The sequence below is a fragment of the Qipengyuania sp. CAU 1752 genome, assembly GCF_054482615.1.
Genome location: NZ_JBTLRE010000001.1, coordinates 1,215,172 through 1,230,895, shown reverse-complemented (window position 1 = coordinate 1,230,895; position 15,724 = coordinate 1,215,172). Strand labels below are relative to the sequence as shown.

The following is a 15,724-nucleotide window of genomic DNA, read 5'->3' as shown; positions in this document are numbered from 1 at the left end:
TCTCAAAAATCGAACCTCACTCCGCCGAACGCGCCCCGCCCGGCCTGGGCATATCCTGCCGCCGTCTGATAGTTGGCACCAAATACATTCTCGACCCGCGCGAACAGTTCGATTTTCTTGCCGAGTGGGAGAGATGCGCGCAGGTCGAGCACTTCGTAGGGCGCGATCCGGACGCTGTTGATGGCATCGTCAAACGCACTACCGACCAGCCTCAGATCAGCACCGATGGAGAGGCCTTTGATGTCCGGACGTAACTCCAGCCCGGTGCTCCAGTCGGCCGAAAGGGTCGCGGCATGACGCGGTCGACGGGCCAGCCGGTTGCCGCTCGCGCGATCGTCGGCATCGACGAAGCTGTAAACCCCTCGCAGGCGGACCGCGTCTGACACGGTCGTGCCGGCTTCAATCTCGAACCCCTGCGCCCGCGCCGCAGCGATATTGTCATAGGTGCCGAAAGGCCGCCCGGTGCAGATCCCGCCGGTCTCGCCGAAGCAGCTGGCAAACTGGATCAAGTCGTCGCTGTCGCGCCTGAACAGCGTCACCCCGGCATAGGTCGGCGCACCGCGATCGCGCCAGGCGAGACCGAGGTCGAAGCTGGTGCTTTCCTCGGGCCGAAGAAGCGTATTGCCGAAATCGGAGAACAGCTGGAACAGGCTCGGCGCCTTGAAACCTTCGCCAATGCTCGCCTTCAGCCGCAGTTCGGGGGCGATTTCATAGCTGATATCTGCGCCAAAACTCGTCGCGCCGCCAAAGCGTGCGTGATCATCCTGTCGCACACCCAGATGTGCTGAGAGTGCCCCAAATTCGATCCCGGCCTGGACGTATCCGCCGAGAATCCGGGTGTCCTGGCGGGCGGTGAAATTGGTCTCCAGGCTCGTCCACTCGGCATCGGCCCCGAAATTGACCAGCAGCGGGCCGATGACGCGGTATTCACCCTTCATCTCGATCCGGTCCGAGTGACCATCGCTGGTGAAGCCGGGCGCGGTATCGAAACTCGGGTCGAAATTGGCCCGCTCGGTATCGGCGAAGCTGTAAGCCGCCTGGATGTAGAGAGGACCGCTATCGTGCAGCAGGCCCAGCGCGCCGGAATATTGCGTGGTATCCTGGTATTCGGGCGTGTCGGCCAGCGAGAACGCGGGGGCCGGGAAACCGTCGATCTCTAGCGTGCCCTCGGCAAAGCGGCCGCTAGCGAAAACCTCGGTCGTGGCCGTCAGGAAGACCCGCCCGCGCGCGGTCAGGGCGAACTGCTCGAAGCCATCGTCCTCGGTCCCGTTTGCTGCCGAGGAGAAGCCATCCGAGGTGTAGTAACCGCCTGCCAGGCTCAGGAACGCAGCTTCGCTTTCGATGCTGCCGGCAAGGTTGGCGTTGAAACTGTCGCCTTCGCCATATTCGGCACTGCCTTCGACGCCGCTGGTCGAGCGGGTCTTTATCGCCAGCACCCCGGCGATGGCATCGCTGCCCCAAACGGTCGAATTTGCCCCGCGCAACAGGTCGATCTGGTCGATCGTGCCGGGCAGGAGGTTGCCAAAATCGAACCCGCCCGCTGGCGAAGCCGGATCGCCCGCCCGCACTCCGTCCACTAGCACCAGCAATTGCTCGGCCTCGGCCCCGCGCACGCGCACGCCGGTAAAGCCGCCTACTCCGCCATTGCGGCTGAAGGTCACTCCCGGCACGCGCTGCAGCACGCGGGTCAGATCGGGGCCCTGGACCTGCTCGATTTCCTCGCGGGAGATGATGGTGACCGGCTGGCCGGTGTCTTCCAGTTCTACCGGGGTGCCGGTGGCGGTCACGGTGATGACCGGAACCTTGGCGGCCTCCTGCGCAGAAAGGGGCGCAGCCAGCGCCGCACAAGAGCTCAAGAACACGTATTTACGCACAAATTCTCCATCACAAGCCACTGTCGCCCATGACGGAGCGGCGCGGGAGTGCGCAGCCCATCGGCCATTGCCACGAGACACCCCGCTCGCAGCCAAAGCGACACGCACGGGCAGGTCTCCTGGCTCCCGGATCAGTGCTCGCAGCCCGCCTTCCCGCTTGTCGCAGTGGCATTGCGTGGGCCGCTCGCTCCCCGGTCACAGTTGCGGGGGCAGCCGGGGCTTTTGCACGTTTGCCTGTCGGCAGGTGCGATTACCCCGTTCCCTCTTAGGCCGGCTTGCGCCGGCACCCATGACGTGAATGCGCCCTTACTGCCGTGCCAGCCCTTGCGCAATCCCCGGCCCCCGCGCCGATGCCGCGTTAACCTGCACTTAGGCACCGGTTTTAACGCCGTCTTGCAGAGTGTTCCGCGATAGGACGCAGGCACCCATGGGCATCGTCGCTGCCGTCCGCGCAGTCTATGAACGAGCCTGCCCACAACCTCCTTCACCAAGGGAATACTGCTTGAACAATTCGCCTGCCCCGCAACCGCCTCGCTTCGCTTTCCAGCGTCGTCGGCGCGGGCTGCGCGCGCTGTTCGCGGGCAAACGGAGCAAAGCTTTGGTGGCGCTCGCGGCGGCGGTAACTTTTCCTGCCTTCGCCGCACCGGCACAATGGACCCCCTTCGGGGATGCGGCAGAAGCCGCCACCCGCGCAGCGACACCTCAGGCTATGCCGTTCGAGCAGGCGGGCATGAGTTTCCCCGGCTCGGCCTTCTATTATCTCGAAGATGCACCGCGTCTCGCGTTCGATATCGACCGGAAGCCGGTTGGCGACGATGCGGGCGGCCAGTTCTATAACCCGCTGGAAGTGATGAGCGGTGACCCGTCCCGCGCCGTCGAAGTGCGCGACGCCGGACCGGCAGCGCGAGCCTTTGGCGCAGGCGGCAGCGGCCTCGACATGGCGCGCGCCCTGCAGTGCCTGGCCAGCGCGGTCTATTACGAAGCGGCCAGCGAGAGCATCGGCGGCCAGAAGGCAGTGGCCCAAGTCGTGCTCAACCGCGTTGCCCATCCGACCTATCCGCGCAGCGTGTGCGGCGTGGTCTATCAGGGATCAGAACGCAGCACTGGCTGCCAGTTCAGTTTCACCTGCGACGGGTCGCTAGCACGCAAGCCGTCGACCACCGCCTGGGCCCGCGCCATGCGGGTCGCGCGTGAAGCGCTGGCTGGCGATGTCTACGCGCCGGTCGGCTTCGCCACGCATTATCATACCACCTGGGTCAGCCCCTACTGGGCCCCGAGCCTCGATTTCATCGGCACGATCGGCGCGCATCGCTTTTATCGCTGGCGCGGCGCAGCGGGCAAACCGAGCGCATTTTCCACCACCTATATCGGTGGCGAACCACTGCCGCGTCCGCGGGCACGCACTGCAGAGACGGAGAGTGCGGGCGATGCCCTGGACCCGGCCGCGCTTGCGCGATCCTTTGAAGAGGCGCGCAGCAAGGCCGCCGGATCGCTCACGACCAGAGCTGCGGCACCGCGCTATACGCCGGCGATCGAAGCGGCTGGCGGCGATGCCCAGTTCCGGGCCGAAAAGCTTCCGCAATCGGGCACAGTGCGCGATGAATTCGCCCGTGCGGGCCAGTGGAAAGAGCAACCCTGATCCGCCTGCCCGGCACGGTCGAGCAGTCTGGCCCGGCGCAAATCTTAACGTCCTCGTTACCCTGTGAATGAGCAAAGCCTTCAAGGGTTTGACCTATCAGGTGTGAACAGAAAAACACAAAACCAGGACGCACCCGTCACATGACCCTGCATTTCGCTGCCGCGCGTACAGTCACCCGTTCGCCACTGGCGCGCGCCTTCACGCGCCGCTCGATCGCTCGTGCGGCCAATGACAACACTTGCCCCGAAGAAAAGCAGGGGCACGACGTGATGCTGCAATCCGCATTGCGGCACTTTGCCCAGCACGGAATGGGCGCAGCACTCGAAGCCCGCTCGCAGGCCGAACAGGCATTCTTTGCGGGTGACCGCCAGTCCTACGACTGGTGGCTCGGCATCTGTCGCACGCTTGATCGGCGCATGGCCGAAGAGCTGGACCGCCGCCGCGCCGACTGAACGTCGGCCTGACATTTGAGACGATTGGATCGGCCAGCCGCGGCTGCGATACCGCCTGCGTCTATAGTAACCACAGCGTTAACGATATCGTGACCCTTAGGCCCTAGGCCCAAGGAATATGTCGGGACTCTCCCTCATAAATTCGCTGCACAGGCGCATGGCCCGAAGGCTCGGACGCGACCCGATTAGCGCCCGCGTTCGCCGGACGCTGGTGCGCACGCTCTATACCCAGCCCACCAGCCTGGCAGTCGGCGCGATCAACGGGATCGTCGCGACCACCCTGGCAGCTTGGATGATCGGCGACGGTTTTTACACCGCCTTCGTTGTGCTCTTCAGCCTGATTGGCGCGGCCCGTTTCCTGACGGCATCGCGCCTTTCGCGCGAGAACAGCACAGCCACCACCCGCAAACTGGTCCTGGTCTACGAAGTCGGCGCATTTACCTATGCCGGACTCTACGGCCTGATCGCTGCGATGACGATTGTGTACCATCCGGGCGCATCGATCGAAGTGTTGATCGTTTCCTGTGCCCTTTGTTACGGGGTCGGGGTTAGCGCGCGCAACGCCGGCGCTCCGTTCATCGCAAACGGCCAGATGGCGCTTACTTTCCTGCCGGTTTTCATCGCCTGTCTTTACATGGCTTCGCCGCCATTCCTGGTGCTCGCGGTGACCATCCTGCTGGTTGCTCCGGCAATGGCTTCGATTACTCACAACGTCCACAAGGTGCTGCGGGAATCGATCGCCTCTGCCGAAGAAAGCGAACGGCTGGCGCGCAAGATGGAAACGCTCGCCCATACCGACGTGGTGACCGGCCTGCTCAACCGCGCCGGCCTCAATCAACGCTTTGCCGATGTGATGGATAGCACGGGCAAGGCTTCTACTATTGCAGTTTTCTGGCTCGATCTGGACCGCTTCAAGGAAGTCAATGACCTGCTCGGCCATCAGGTTGGCGACAAGGTGTTGCAGGAAACCGCCCAGCGGATCTGCGAACTCATGCCCAAGGAAGCAGTGGTCGCACGCTTTGGCGGCGACGAGTTCACTGTCGTTTCACCGGTCGCAGACCGCAAGGAAGCCGAACGGCTGGCAAGCGAAGTCCATGCCGACCTGATGCGCCCGATCCGCATTCAGGGTGATCGCCTGGAAGTGGCCGCCTCGATCGGTGTCGCCTTGTGGCCGGAGGACGGCGCTGATGCCGAGATGCTGATGCAGAATGCCGACCTGGCGCTGTATCACGCCAAGGTCAACGGGCGGAAACAGACCTGCTTCTACGACAGTTCCATGAGCCGTAACCTGGCGCGCAAGCGCGAGATCGAGGCCGAGTTGCGCGCAGCAATTCAAAAGGACGAGTTGTCGATCTTCTTCCAGCCGATCGTCGATCTCGAAACCGGCAAGATCAAGACATTCGAAGCGCTGGTGCGCTGGTTCCACCCGGAAAAGGGCGAATTGCGACCGGACGAGTTCATCCCCGTGGCCGAGGACAGCGGACTGATCGTCACGCTCGGTAACTGGATCACCGTGCAAGCCGCCAAGGCTGCAGCGCAATGGCCCGAAGATGTCACTCTCGCGGTCAACCTCTCGCCATTGCAGATCAAGGCGCCTGGTGCATCGCTCGGCATACTCAACGCCCTGCGCGAGGCCAATCTAGCCCCTGAACGGCTCGAATTGGAAGTGACCGAAAGCCTGTTCGTCGACGATAGCGAGGCGACCGAACTGTTCATCGCCGAGCTTTCGGCCAAGGGTGTCCGCTTTGCGCTTGACGATTTCGGCACCGGCTATTCCTCGCTCGGTTACATCAACAAGTATCCCTTCTCGAAGATCAAGGTCGATCGCAGCTTCGTCTCCGGTCCTACGGTCGGCAAGAAGACCGAAGCTATCATTCGCGCCGTCGCCGAAATGGGCGCGCGGCTCGACATGTCGATCGTGGCCGAAGGTCTGGAAGAGATCGAACAGGTCCGCGCCGTACGCGAAGCCGGCTGTACGCTCGGCCAGGGCTTCTACTTCAGCCGGGCAGTGCCCGATTACCTGGCGGCCATGTTGCTGGCGCAGGAGCGCGAGAGCGAGGATGGCGCGCTGCGCAAGGTCGGCTGAACTTCCCCCAGTCCAGCTGAAGCGGGAACCCGGGCCACTTTCGAACGCTGAACCATACGCACGGGCAGCCGAATGCTGCCACGCAAACTTCACAACCCCTCTTGTTGCAAATGCGAACTATTTGCAAAGATAGTCGGAGGCGAGCCGGTTTTGCCGGTTGCAATCACCCTTCCACAGGCCTAGTCCGCTAACCGAGTTTTCCAGGCGCGGCTTCCTCGCGGGACGCGAGTGCGCGCCACTTGGATAGAGCCACTGCGGTCCCGCGCGTTCGGAAAGGCATTCACCCCCTATGGCCCGCAACAAGATCGCCCTCGTCGGCGCCGGCATGATCGGCGGAACCCTCGCCCACCTCGCAGCGATGAAGGAAATGGGCGACGTCGTCCTGTTCGACATCGCCGAAGGAATGCCCGCGGGCAAGGCACTCGACCTGTCGCAGGCTGGCCCGGTCGAAGGCTTCGACGCCAACCTGAAGGGCACCAGCGACTACAAGGATATCGCCGGAGCTGACGTGGTGATCGTCACCGCCGGCGTCCCGCGCAAGCCCGGCATGAGCCGCGACGACTTGCTCGGCATCAACCTCAAGGTGATGAAGGCCGTGGGCGAAGGCATCAAGGCCAACGCGCCCGACGCCTTCGTGATCTGCATCACCAACCCGCTCGACGCGATGGTCTGGGCGCTGCGTGAATTCTCCGGCCTGCCGCACAATAAGGTCGTCGGCATGGCTGGCGTGCTCGACTCCGCGCGCTTCCGCCACTTCCTCGCCGACGAATTCGACGTGTCGATGGAAGACGTCACCGCCTTCGTGCTCGGCGGCCACGGCGACACCATGGTGCCGATCCTCGAGTATTCGACCGTTGCCGGCATTCCCGTGCCAGACCTCATCAAAATGGGCTGGTCGACGCAGGAAAAGATGGACGCGATTGTCGACCGCACTCGCAAGGGTGGCGGCGAAATCGTCGGCCTGCTGGGCAACGGCAGCGCCTATTACGCGCCCGCTACCAGCGCCATCCAGATGGCCGAGAGCTATCTCAAGGACAAGAAGCGCGTCCTGCCCTGCGCCGCCTATCTCGAAGGCCAGTATGGCGTCGACGGCTTGTATGTCGGCGTACCCATCGTGATCGGCGCCAATGGCGTCGAGCGGATCGTCGAGATCGAACTGGACGACGAAGCCAGGAAGGGCTTCCAGGTCAGTGTCGACGCAGTCGAAGAACTGCTCGAAGCCTGCAAAGGGCTGGATAGCTCGCTGAGCTGAGCGCCCTCACCTGCAATTTCATTGATAAAGGAGAGGCACGCATGGCCATTCTCGTAAACAAAGACACCAAGGTCATCACGCAAGGCATGACCGGCGACACCGGCACTTTCCACACGCAGCAGGCGCTCGACTACGGAACGCAGATGGTGGCGGGTGTGACGCCGGGAAAAGGCGGCACGACCCATATCGGCCTGCCCAATTTCGATACCGTGCGCGAAGCCCGGGCCGAAACCGGCGCGACCGCTTCGTGCATCTACGTCCCCCCGCCCTTCGCCGCCGATGCGATCTGCGAGGCGATCGATGCCGAGATGGAACTGATCGTCTGCATCACCGAAGGCATCCCGGTGCTCGACATGGTCAAGGTCAAGGCCGCGCTCGAAGGATCGAAGTCGCGCCTGATCGGCCCCAATTGCCCCGGCGTCCTGACTCCGGAAGAATGCAAGATCGGCATCATGCCCGGCTCTATCTTCAAGAAGGGCAGCGTCGGCGTTGTCAGCCGCTCGGGCACGCTGACCTATGAAGCCGTGCACCAGACCACGATGGTCGGCCTCGGTCAGACCACTGCCGTCGGCATTGGCGGCGACCCGGTCAACGGCACCAATTTCATCGACGTGCTCGACCTGTTCCTCGACGATGATGATACCAAAAGCATCATCATGATCGGTGAAATCGGCGGCAGCGCCGAAGAAGAAGCGGCCGAGTTCATCAAGCAGGAGGCCGCCAAGGGTCGCCGCAAGCCGATGGTCGGCTTCATTGCCGGTCTCACCGCCCCTCCGGGCCGCCGGATGGGTCATGCCGGCGCTATCGTTTCGGGTGGCAAGGGCGGCGCCGACGACAAGATTGCAGCGATGGAAGATGCGGGCATCCGCGTCTCGCCCTCGCCCAGCGAACTCGGCACCACGCTCGACGCGATGCTGAAGGAAAACGCCTGACGCAATGGCGGGACTGTGCCCCGTTGGGGGAGCTTTCCCGCCGACATGCGTTTTGAATACATCCAGCCGGCACATGCGCCGGTGCGAAAGGTAACCCCGCGATGGGTAACGAGAGCCACGATTTCCTGCCCGAAATGGGCGACCAGGAGGGCCCGCAAGAAGGGCCCAGCTGGGGCAATCCGCGCTGGCTGGCGGAGGTCGTCGATTCCGGCGCTGACCTGACTGCGGCGCTCGACCCCACGCAGATGCAGGCGGCTGTGGCACAGGCTTCGGCCAAGGCCGGCAAGCCGGCCGATCCCAAGGCGATCGAACAGGCGGCCGACGATTCGATCCGCGCGATGCTGCTGGTCCGCCTCTACCGCGTACGCGGACACCTGGCGGCCAACCTCGACCCGCTCGGCCTGTCGCACCGTGACGAGCCCGAAGACCTCACGCTGGAATGGCACGGTTTCGACGGGCAGGAAGACAAGGAAGTCTATGTCGGCGGGGTGTTCGGGTTCGAATGGCTCACCGTCGGCGATCTCTATGCCGCGCTGCGCAAGACCTATTGCGGTCATGTCGGCCTCGAATACATGCACATCTCGGACACCGAGGAACGCCGGTTCCTGCAGGACAAGTTCGAGAAGCCCGAAGAGACCATCCAGTTCACGCCCGAAGGCAAGCGGGCGATCCTGCAGGCGGTGATCCGCGGCGAGGAATACGAGAAATTCCTCGGCAAGAAATATGTCGGCACCAAGCGGTTCGGCCTTGATGGCGGCGAAGCCATGATCCCGGCACTCGAAGCAGTGATCAAATACGGTGGCGCGCAGGGCGTGCGCGAAATCGTCTATGGCATGGCGCATCGCGGGCGGCTCAACGTCCTCGCCAATGTAATGGCCAAGCCGTACCGGGTGATCTTCCACGAATTTTCCGGCGGCAGCTCCAATCCCGACGATGTCGGCGGTTCGGGCGACGTCAAATACCACCTCGGCACCAGCACCGACCGCGAATTTGACGGCATCAAGGTGCACATGTCGCTGGTCCCCAACCCCAGCCATCTCGAGGCGGTCAACCCGGTGGTGCTGGGCAAGGTCCGCGCGCAGCAAGCGATGCGCGAAGATCTCGCCGCGCATGAGCAGGTGCTGCCGGTGCTGCTGCATGGCGACGCCGCCTTCGCCGGCCAGGGCATCGTGTGGGAGTGCCTCGCCTTCTCCGGGGTCGCTGGATACAACACCGGTGGCTGCATTCACTTCATTATCAATAACCAGATCGGTTTTACGACCAGCCCAAAATTCGCCAGATCGTCCCCTTATCCGTCCGATGTTGCCAAGGGCATCCAGGCCCCGATCCTGCACGTCAACGGCGACGATCCCGAAGCCGTCACCTTCGCTTGCAAGCTGGCTGTCGAATATCGCCAGAAGTTCAAGCGCGATATCGTCATCGACATGTGGTGCTATCGCCGCTTTGGCCACAACGAGGGCGACGAACCCAGCTTCACCCAGCCGCTGATGTATGCCGCCATTCGTAAGCACCCGCGGGTGAGCGAAATCTATGCCGAAACGCTGCAGCAGCAGGGTGTGATCGAAAACGGCACCGCCGCGCAACTGCGCGAAGAATTTATCGCCCAGCTCGACGAGGAATTCGCGGCATCGCAAAGCTACAAGGCCAATGAAGCCGATTGGTTTGGTGGCCGCTGGGCCGGCCTCAACAAGCCGGCGGACCCCGAAACCGCGCGGCGCAATGTCGAGACCGCGATTGCGCCCAAGCTGTTCGACAGCCTCGGCCAGAAACTGACCACTGTCCCCGACGATTTGACCCCGCACAAGACCCTGCTGCGGGTGCTCGATGCAAAGCGCGAGATGTTCGACAAGGGCGAAGGCTTCGATTGGGCCACCGCCGAGGCGCTCGCCTTCGGCAGCCTGGTAACCGAAGGGTTCGGCGTACGCCTGTCGGGCCAGGATTCGGGCCGCGGCACCTTCAGCCAGCGTCACGCAGTCTGGGTCGACCAGAAGGACGAGCACAAATACATCCCGCTGGTCCACCTGCCGCACGGCAAGTTCGAAGTCTATGACAGCCCCTTGAGCGAATACGGCGTGCTCGGTTTCGAATACGGCTTTGCTCTTGCCGACCCCAAGACGCTGGTGTTGTGGGAGGCGCAGTTCGGCGACTTCGTCAACGGCGCTCAGATCATGATCGACCAGTTCATCGCCGCTGGCGAGGTCAAGTGGCTGCGGGCCAATGGCCTCGTGCTGCTGTTGCCGCATGGATATGAGGGCCAGGGGCCGGAACACAGCTCGGCCCGGCTCGAGCGGTTCCTGCAATTGTGCGCGAACGACAACATCCAGGTCTGTAACATCACCACGCCGGCCAATTATTTCCACGTCCTGCGCCGCCAGATGCTGCGCCCGTTCCGCAAGCCACTGGTCATCACCACGCCCAAGAGCCTGCTGCGACACCCGCTTGCAAAGAGCACGGCGGAAGAGTTCATGGGCGACCATCACTTCATGCGCATCAAGTCGGACACGACCGAAATTGCCGACAAGGACGTGCGCCGGCTGGTGCTGTGCAGCGGCAAAGTCGCCTACGACCTGATGCAGAAGCGAGACGAGGAAGGTATCGAGGACATCTCGATCGTCCGTATCGAGCAGCTTTATCCCTTCCCCGGTGAACCCCTGACGGCGCGGCTCAAGAAGTTGAAGAATTTGAAGGAAATCGTCTGGTGCCAGGAAGAGCCGAAGAACAACGGTGCCTGGTTCTTCGTCGATCGCCTGATCGAGCAGGCGGCGCGCGATGCCGGCCACGATTTGCGCCCGATCTATGCCGGGCGCGAAGTCGCGGCCTCGCCCGCCACCGGTTTCGCCAGCCGCCACCAAGCGCAGCAGGAAGCGCTGGTTAGTCTCGCGCTCGACCTTTCCAATGTTGGCCAGACGGCCAAAGTCACCATCACCCGCCCCGGCAAGTCCAAGAAGGGCTGAGGAAAGCACGCATCATGGCTACTGAAATTCAAGTTCCGCAATTGGGTGAATCGGTCACCGAGGGGACAATCGGCGAATGGCTCAAGAAGCCCGGTGACGCGGTCGCCGTCGACGAACCGATCGTCAGTCTCGAAACCGACAAGGTCGCGGTCGAGGTTCCTTCGCCTGTTGCCGGCGTGATTCAAGAACTTAGGGCCGAAGTCGGCGACACGGTCGAGGTCGGCGCGGTCCTCGCCACGGTCGAGGAAGGCGCCGCGCCCGCCGCCAAGGGCGAAGAAGCCGGACGCGCAGCCGAGCAACGCGAAGAGGGCCAGGAAAAGCGTGAAAGCGCCGACGAGGCGCCGGTGGCAGACGATGGCACGCTGACCATGTCGCCCGCGGTCCGCCGCGCAGTGCTCGAACACGGTGTTGATCCGACAACCATCAAGGGCAGCGGCAAGGACGGTCGCCTGACCAAGGAAGACGTGATCGGCGCGGCCAAGGCAAAGCGCGACGGCGGCGGCGCCAGCCAGTCCGCCCCGGCCCCGGCCCCCTCCTCCCCCGCTCCGCCAGCAACCGGCGAACGGCGCGAGGAACGGGTCAAGATGACGCGGATGCGCCAGACCATCGCCAAGCGACTGAAGGGCGCGCAGGACAACGCCGCGCTGCTGACTACCTTCAACGATGTCGACATGACCGCGGTGATCGAAGCCCGTACCCGTTACAAGGACATGTTCGCCAAGAAGCACGACATCCGGCTCGGCTTCATGGGCTTCTTCGCCAAGGCGGCCTGCCTTGCGCTCAAGGACGTGCCCTCGGTCAACGCCTATATCGAGGGCGATGAGATCGTCTATCACGACTATGTCGATATCTCGGTTGCCGTCAGCGCGCCCAACGGGCTCGTCGTCCCCGTGATCCGCGATGCGCAGGCCAAGGGCTTCGCGCGGATCGAGAAGGATATCGCCGACTTCGGCAAGCGGGCCAAGGAAGGCACGCTGACGATGGATGACATGAAGGGCGGTACCTTCACCATCTCCAATGGCGGTGTGTTCGGGTCGCTGATGTCGACCCCGATCATCAACCCGCCGCAAAGCGCGGTGCTGGGCCTACACCGGATCGAGGACCGTCCGGTCGCGATCAACGGCGAAGTCGTCATCCGACCGATGATGTATATCGCGCTGTCCTACGACCACCGCCTGATCGACGGCCGCGAGGCCGTGACCGCGCTCAAGATCATCAAGGAAGCGATCGAAGATCCCACGCGGATGCTGATCGATCTCTGAGGAAATACCAATGGCTGACCACGAATACGATTACGATTGCCTTGTCATCGGCGCCGGACCCGGCGGCTATGTTGCCGCCATCCGCGCAGCACAGTTGGGGCTGAAAACCGCTTGCGTCGAAGGACGCGAAACGCTGGGCGGGACCTGCCTCAACGTCGGCTGTATTCCGTCCAAGGCATTGCTTCACGCCAGCGAGCATTTCGAAGCCGCGGCGGGCGAAAAATTCGCGCATATGGGGATCGAAGTCAGCCCCAAGCTCAATCTCGGAGCCATGCAGGGCCATCGCAAGGACGCGGTCGACGGCCTGACCAAGGGCATCGAATTCCTGTTCAAGAAGAACAAGGTCGACTGGAAAAAGGGTTACGCCACCTTCCAGGACGCGCACACGGTCAAGGCTGGCGGTGAGACGGTCACAGCGAAGGATATCGTCATCGCCACGGGCTCCAGCGTCACCCCGCTGCCTGGGGTCGAGGTCGACAATGCCAAGGGCGTGGTGGTCGATTCCACCGGCGCACTTGAGCTGGCCAAAGTGCCCAAGAAAATGGTCGTCATTGGTGGCGGCGTGATCGGGCTCGAGCTTGGCTCGGTCTGGCGGCGTCTGGGTGCCGAGGTGATCTGCGTCGAGTTTCTCGACGAGATCCTCCCCGGCATGGACGGCGACGTGCGCAAGGAAGCGCGCAAGATCTTCAAGAAGCAGGGTATCGAGTTCAAGCTCTCGACCAAGGTCACCGGTGTCACCATCAAGGGAAAGAAGGCCACCCTCACCCTCGAACCCGCAGCTGGCGGCGATGCGGAAACGATGGAGGCGGACTGCGTGCTCGTTTCCATCGGGCGCAAGCCCAACACCGATGGGCTCGGCCTCGATGCCATCGGGCTGGAAGTGAACAAGCGCGGCCAGATCGAAACCGATCACGACTTCCGTACCAAGGTCGACGGCGTCTGGGCCATCGGCGACGTGATCCCAGGCCCGATGCTCGCGCACAAGGCCGAGGACGAAGGCATCGCCGTGGCCGAGAATATCGCCGGGCAGACCGGCATCGTGAACCACGATGTCATCCCCAGCGTGGTCTACACCATGCCGGAGATCGCGGGGGTCGGCCTGACCACCGAAGAAGCGATCGAGAAGGCTGGCGGCGACAAGAAGGCCGTCAACGTGGGCAAGTTCCCGATGATGGCCAACAGCCGGGCCAAGACCAATCACGAGCCCGACGGTTTCGTCAAAGTCATCGCCGATGCGGAAACCGACCGCGTGCTGGGCGTATGGTGCATCGCCAGCGTCGCCGGCACGATGATTGCGGAAGCGGCCATCGCCATGGAGTTCGGCGCGTCGAGCGAAGACATCGCCTATACCTGTCATGCCCACCCGACCCATGCCGAAGCGACCAAGGAAGCGGCCATGGCCGTGACCGGCAAACCGATCCATATCTGACGGCGATCCTGCAGTGCCCCCCTTCCACCTTGCTTTCCCGGTGCATGACCTGATCGCAGCCCGTGCGTTCTGGGGCGATGTGATGGGCTGTACGGAAGGGCGCAGCAGCGACGACTGGATCGACTTCGATTTCTATGGCCACCAGATCGTTGCCCACCAGGCGCCCTCGGTCGTGGCAAAGGGTGCACAGGGCAGCAATCATGTCGACGGGCACAATGTCCCTGTGCCGCACTTCGGCGTGGTCCTGCCAATGTCCGACTGGAAGGCGCTGGCCGAGAGGCTGACACGCAAGGGGATCGAATTCGAGATTGCGCCGACCATCCGGTTTGAAGGCGAGCCGGGCGAGCAAGCGACGATGTTCTTCCGCGATCCCAGCGGCAACGCGATCGAGATCAAGGCGATGGCCAATCCGGCCAATCTGTTCGCGAAATAGCGGCTTTGCGCTTTCCCCTCGTCGTGGCACACACCGGCTGAAGGGGAAAACGCATGACCTATCCGTCACTGACCTCCGAACCGGGCGGGATCGCTGTCGCCGAACATATCCGGGACGGACAGCTCTCACCATTGGAGGCTGTCGACGAGGCGATTGCGCGGATCGAAAAGCTCGACCCTGCAATCAATGCAGTGGTTGTGCGCGATTTTGACCGTGCGCGGGACACTGCCAAGGCGCTCGACGGCAAGGACATCCTGCCGCACCAGCCGCTGTTCGGCGTGCCGATGACGATCAAGGAAAGCTTCGCCATTGCCGGCCTGCCCTCATGCTGGGGGTTCAAGGAATACGAAGGCCAGCTGCAGGACGAGGATGCGACTGTCGTAAGGCAATTGAAGGCCGCCGGGGCGATCCTGCTCGGCAAGACCAATATCCCGCCCTCCTTGGCCGACTGGCAGAGCGCGAACCCGGTCTATGGCCGCACTGGCAATCCACACGATACCACCCGCAGCCCGGGCGGTTCTTCAGGTGGCTCCGCGGCGGCCGTCGCGAGTGGAATGGTGCCGCTGGAATATGGCACCGATATCGGCGGCTCGGTCCGCGTTCCGGCACATTTCTGTGGTGTGTGGGGCCACAAGACAAGCTGGGGACTGGTCTCCAAGCAGGGCCACGACCATCCGGCCTTCAAGGGGACCGATGCGCATGATGGCGCGCTCAGCATCGCCGGCCCGCTGACCCGCAATGCCGACGATCTGGCGTTGATGCTCGAACTCACCGCGACCCTGCCCTTGCGCAGGCGCGGCAAGTCGATCGACAAGTGCCGCTTTTTGTTGCTGCTCGATCATCCGTCCAGCGAAGTCGACGCCAGCGTGCGCGGACCGATCGAGGCGGCGGTCGAGGTGCTGCGCAAGCAGGGCATCAAGATCGACAGCCAAGCCAACGACCTGCCCGATCTCGAAGCCGACCACGCGGGATATATGAAGATGCTCAATGTCGCGATGGCACGCGGCGCTCCGGCAGAAGATGGCACCCGCGCCACGGCCACCGACTGGTTTGACCTGCTCGACATGCAGGCACGCAGCGAACTGGCGTGGGCGCGACTGTTCGAAAGCTATGACTTCATCCTCGCCCCGCCTGCCCCGATCCTGGCGATGGAGCATGTCGAAGGCCAGTATTTCCAGGGCAACACCACCATCAACGGCAAGCAGGTGCCGGCCGCCGACGGGCTGGCCTGGGCCGGTATCGCCACCTTCCCCAACCTGCCCGCCACGGTCCTGCCGGTAGGTGCAACCGGTGCCCTGCCCTGCGGCGTGCAGGTTATCGGGCCACGCTGGTCCGACTTCGATTGCATCGCCGCGGCCAAGGCCATAGGGGCGCAGCTTCACGATTGACGCAAGGGCTGGACGAGGGACGC

At 63.3% G+C, this 15,724-nt stretch carries 11 protein-coding genes and 1 riboswitch; of the genes, 10 read left to right on the top strand and 1 reads right to left on the bottom strand.

Annotation, left to right across the window (positions count from 1 at the left end):
* Positions 1–2: 2 nt before the first annotated feature.
* Positions 3–1,862, bottom strand: coding sequence for a TonB-dependent receptor plug domain-containing protein (locus tag ACXYL9_RS06075; RefSeq protein WP_459039865.1), 1,860 nt, complete (start codon positions 1,860–1,862; stop codon positions 3–5).
* Positions 1,863–1,966: 104 nt separating this feature from the next.
* Positions 1,967–2,175: riboswitch (cobalamin riboswitch) on the bottom strand.
* A gap of 201 nt (positions 2,176–2,376) precedes the next feature.
* Here ACXYL9_RS06075 and ACXYL9_RS06070 point away from each other — a divergent pair.
* From ACXYL9_RS06070 to ACXYL9_RS06025, 10 genes are all read left to right on the top strand, one after another.
* Positions 2,377–3,513, top strand: a complete 1,137-nt coding sequence (locus ACXYL9_RS06070) for a cell wall hydrolase (protein WP_459038689.1) — start codon at positions 2,377–2,379, stop codon at positions 3,511–3,513.
* A 140-nt stretch (positions 3,514–3,653) separates the two neighbouring features.
* Positions 3,654–3,965, top strand: a complete 312-nt coding sequence (locus ACXYL9_RS06065) for a hypothetical protein (RefSeq protein ID WP_459038688.1) — start codon at positions 3,654–3,656, stop codon at positions 3,963–3,965.
* A gap of 157 nt (positions 3,966–4,122) precedes the next feature.
* A complete protein-coding gene (locus ACXYL9_RS06060) occupies positions 4,123–6,051 on the top strand; it encodes a putative bifunctional diguanylate cyclase/phosphodiesterase (RefSeq protein WP_459038687.1) in 1,929 nt (642 codons plus the stop codon).
* Positions 6,052–6,340: 289 nt separating this feature from the next.
* On the top strand, positions 6,341–7,303 hold the full coding sequence (mdh, locus tag ACXYL9_RS06055; RefSeq protein ID WP_459038686.1) for a malate dehydrogenase: 963 nt from the start codon (positions 6,341–6,343) through the stop codon (positions 7,301–7,303).
* A 41-nt stretch (positions 7,304–7,344) separates the two neighbouring features.
* Entirely contained in the window at positions 7,345–8,235 is an 891-nt protein-coding gene (gene sucD, locus ACXYL9_RS06050; RefSeq protein ID WP_459038685.1) for a succinate--CoA ligase subunit alpha, read from the top strand.
* Positions 8,236–8,336: 101 nt separating this feature from the next.
* Positions 8,337–11,189 (top strand): 2-oxoglutarate dehydrogenase E1 component, encoded by a 2,853-nt coding sequence (locus ACXYL9_RS06045; protein WP_459038684.1) that lies wholly within the window; start codon positions 8,337–8,339, stop codon positions 11,187–11,189.
* Positions 11,190–11,203: 14 nt separating this feature from the next.
* The gene (odhB, locus tag ACXYL9_RS06040) at positions 11,204–12,451 is read left to right on the top strand and encodes a 2-oxoglutarate dehydrogenase complex dihydrolipoyllysine-residue succinyltransferase (RefSeq protein WP_459038683.1); all 1,248 of its coding nucleotides are present in this window, start codon (positions 11,204–11,206) and stop codon (positions 12,449–12,451) included.
* Between the two features lie 10 nt (positions 12,452–12,461).
* Positions 12,462–13,880 (top strand): dihydrolipoyl dehydrogenase, encoded by a 1,419-nt coding sequence (lpdA, locus tag ACXYL9_RS06035; RefSeq protein WP_459038682.1) that lies wholly within the window; start codon positions 12,462–12,464, stop codon positions 13,878–13,880.
* A 13-nt stretch (positions 13,881–13,893) separates the two neighbouring features.
* Positions 13,894–14,313 carry a VOC family protein gene (locus ACXYL9_RS06030; RefSeq protein ID WP_459038681.1) on the top strand — a complete coding sequence of 140 codons (420 nt, stop codon included), beginning with the start codon at positions 13,894–13,896 and terminating at the stop codon, positions 14,311–14,313.
* Between the two features lie 53 nt (positions 14,314–14,366).
* Positions 14,367–15,701: an amidase family protein gene (locus ACXYL9_RS06025; RefSeq protein ID WP_459038680.1), complete on the top strand. Its 1,335-nt coding sequence runs from the start codon at positions 14,367–14,369 to the stop codon at positions 15,699–15,701.
* Positions 15,702–15,724: the final 23 nt, after the last annotated feature.

Bases quoted from the DNA above. Each gene is read 5' to 3' on its own strand.
- ACXYL9_RS06065 (WP_459038688.1), top strand. From the start codon at position 3,654: ATGACCCTGCATTTCGCTGCCGCGCGTACAGTCACCCGTTCGCCACTG.
- ACXYL9_RS06060 (WP_459038687.1), top strand. From the start codon at position 4,123: ATGGCCCGAAGGCTCGGACGCGACCCGATTAGCGCCCGCGTTCGCCGG.
- mdh (WP_459038686.1), top strand. From the start codon at position 6,341: ATGGCCCGCAACAAGATCGCCCTCGTCGGCGCCGGCATGATCGGCGGA.
- sucD (WP_459038685.1), top strand. From the start codon at position 7,345: ATGGCCATTCTCGTAAACAAAGACACCAAGGTCATCACGCAAGGCATG.
- ACXYL9_RS06045 (WP_459038684.1), top strand. From the start codon at position 8,337: ATGGGTAACGAGAGCCACGATTTCCTGCCCGAAATGGGCGACCAGGAG.
- odhB (WP_459038683.1), top strand. From the start codon at position 11,204: ATGGCTACTGAAATTCAAGTTCCGCAATTGGGTGAATCGGTCACCGAG.
- lpdA (WP_459038682.1), top strand. From the start codon at position 12,462: ATGGCTGACCACGAATACGATTACGATTGCCTTGTCATCGGCGCCGGA.
- ACXYL9_RS06025 (WP_459038680.1), top strand. From the start codon at position 14,367: ATGACCTATCCGTCACTGACCTCCGAACCGGGCGGGATCGCTGTCGCC.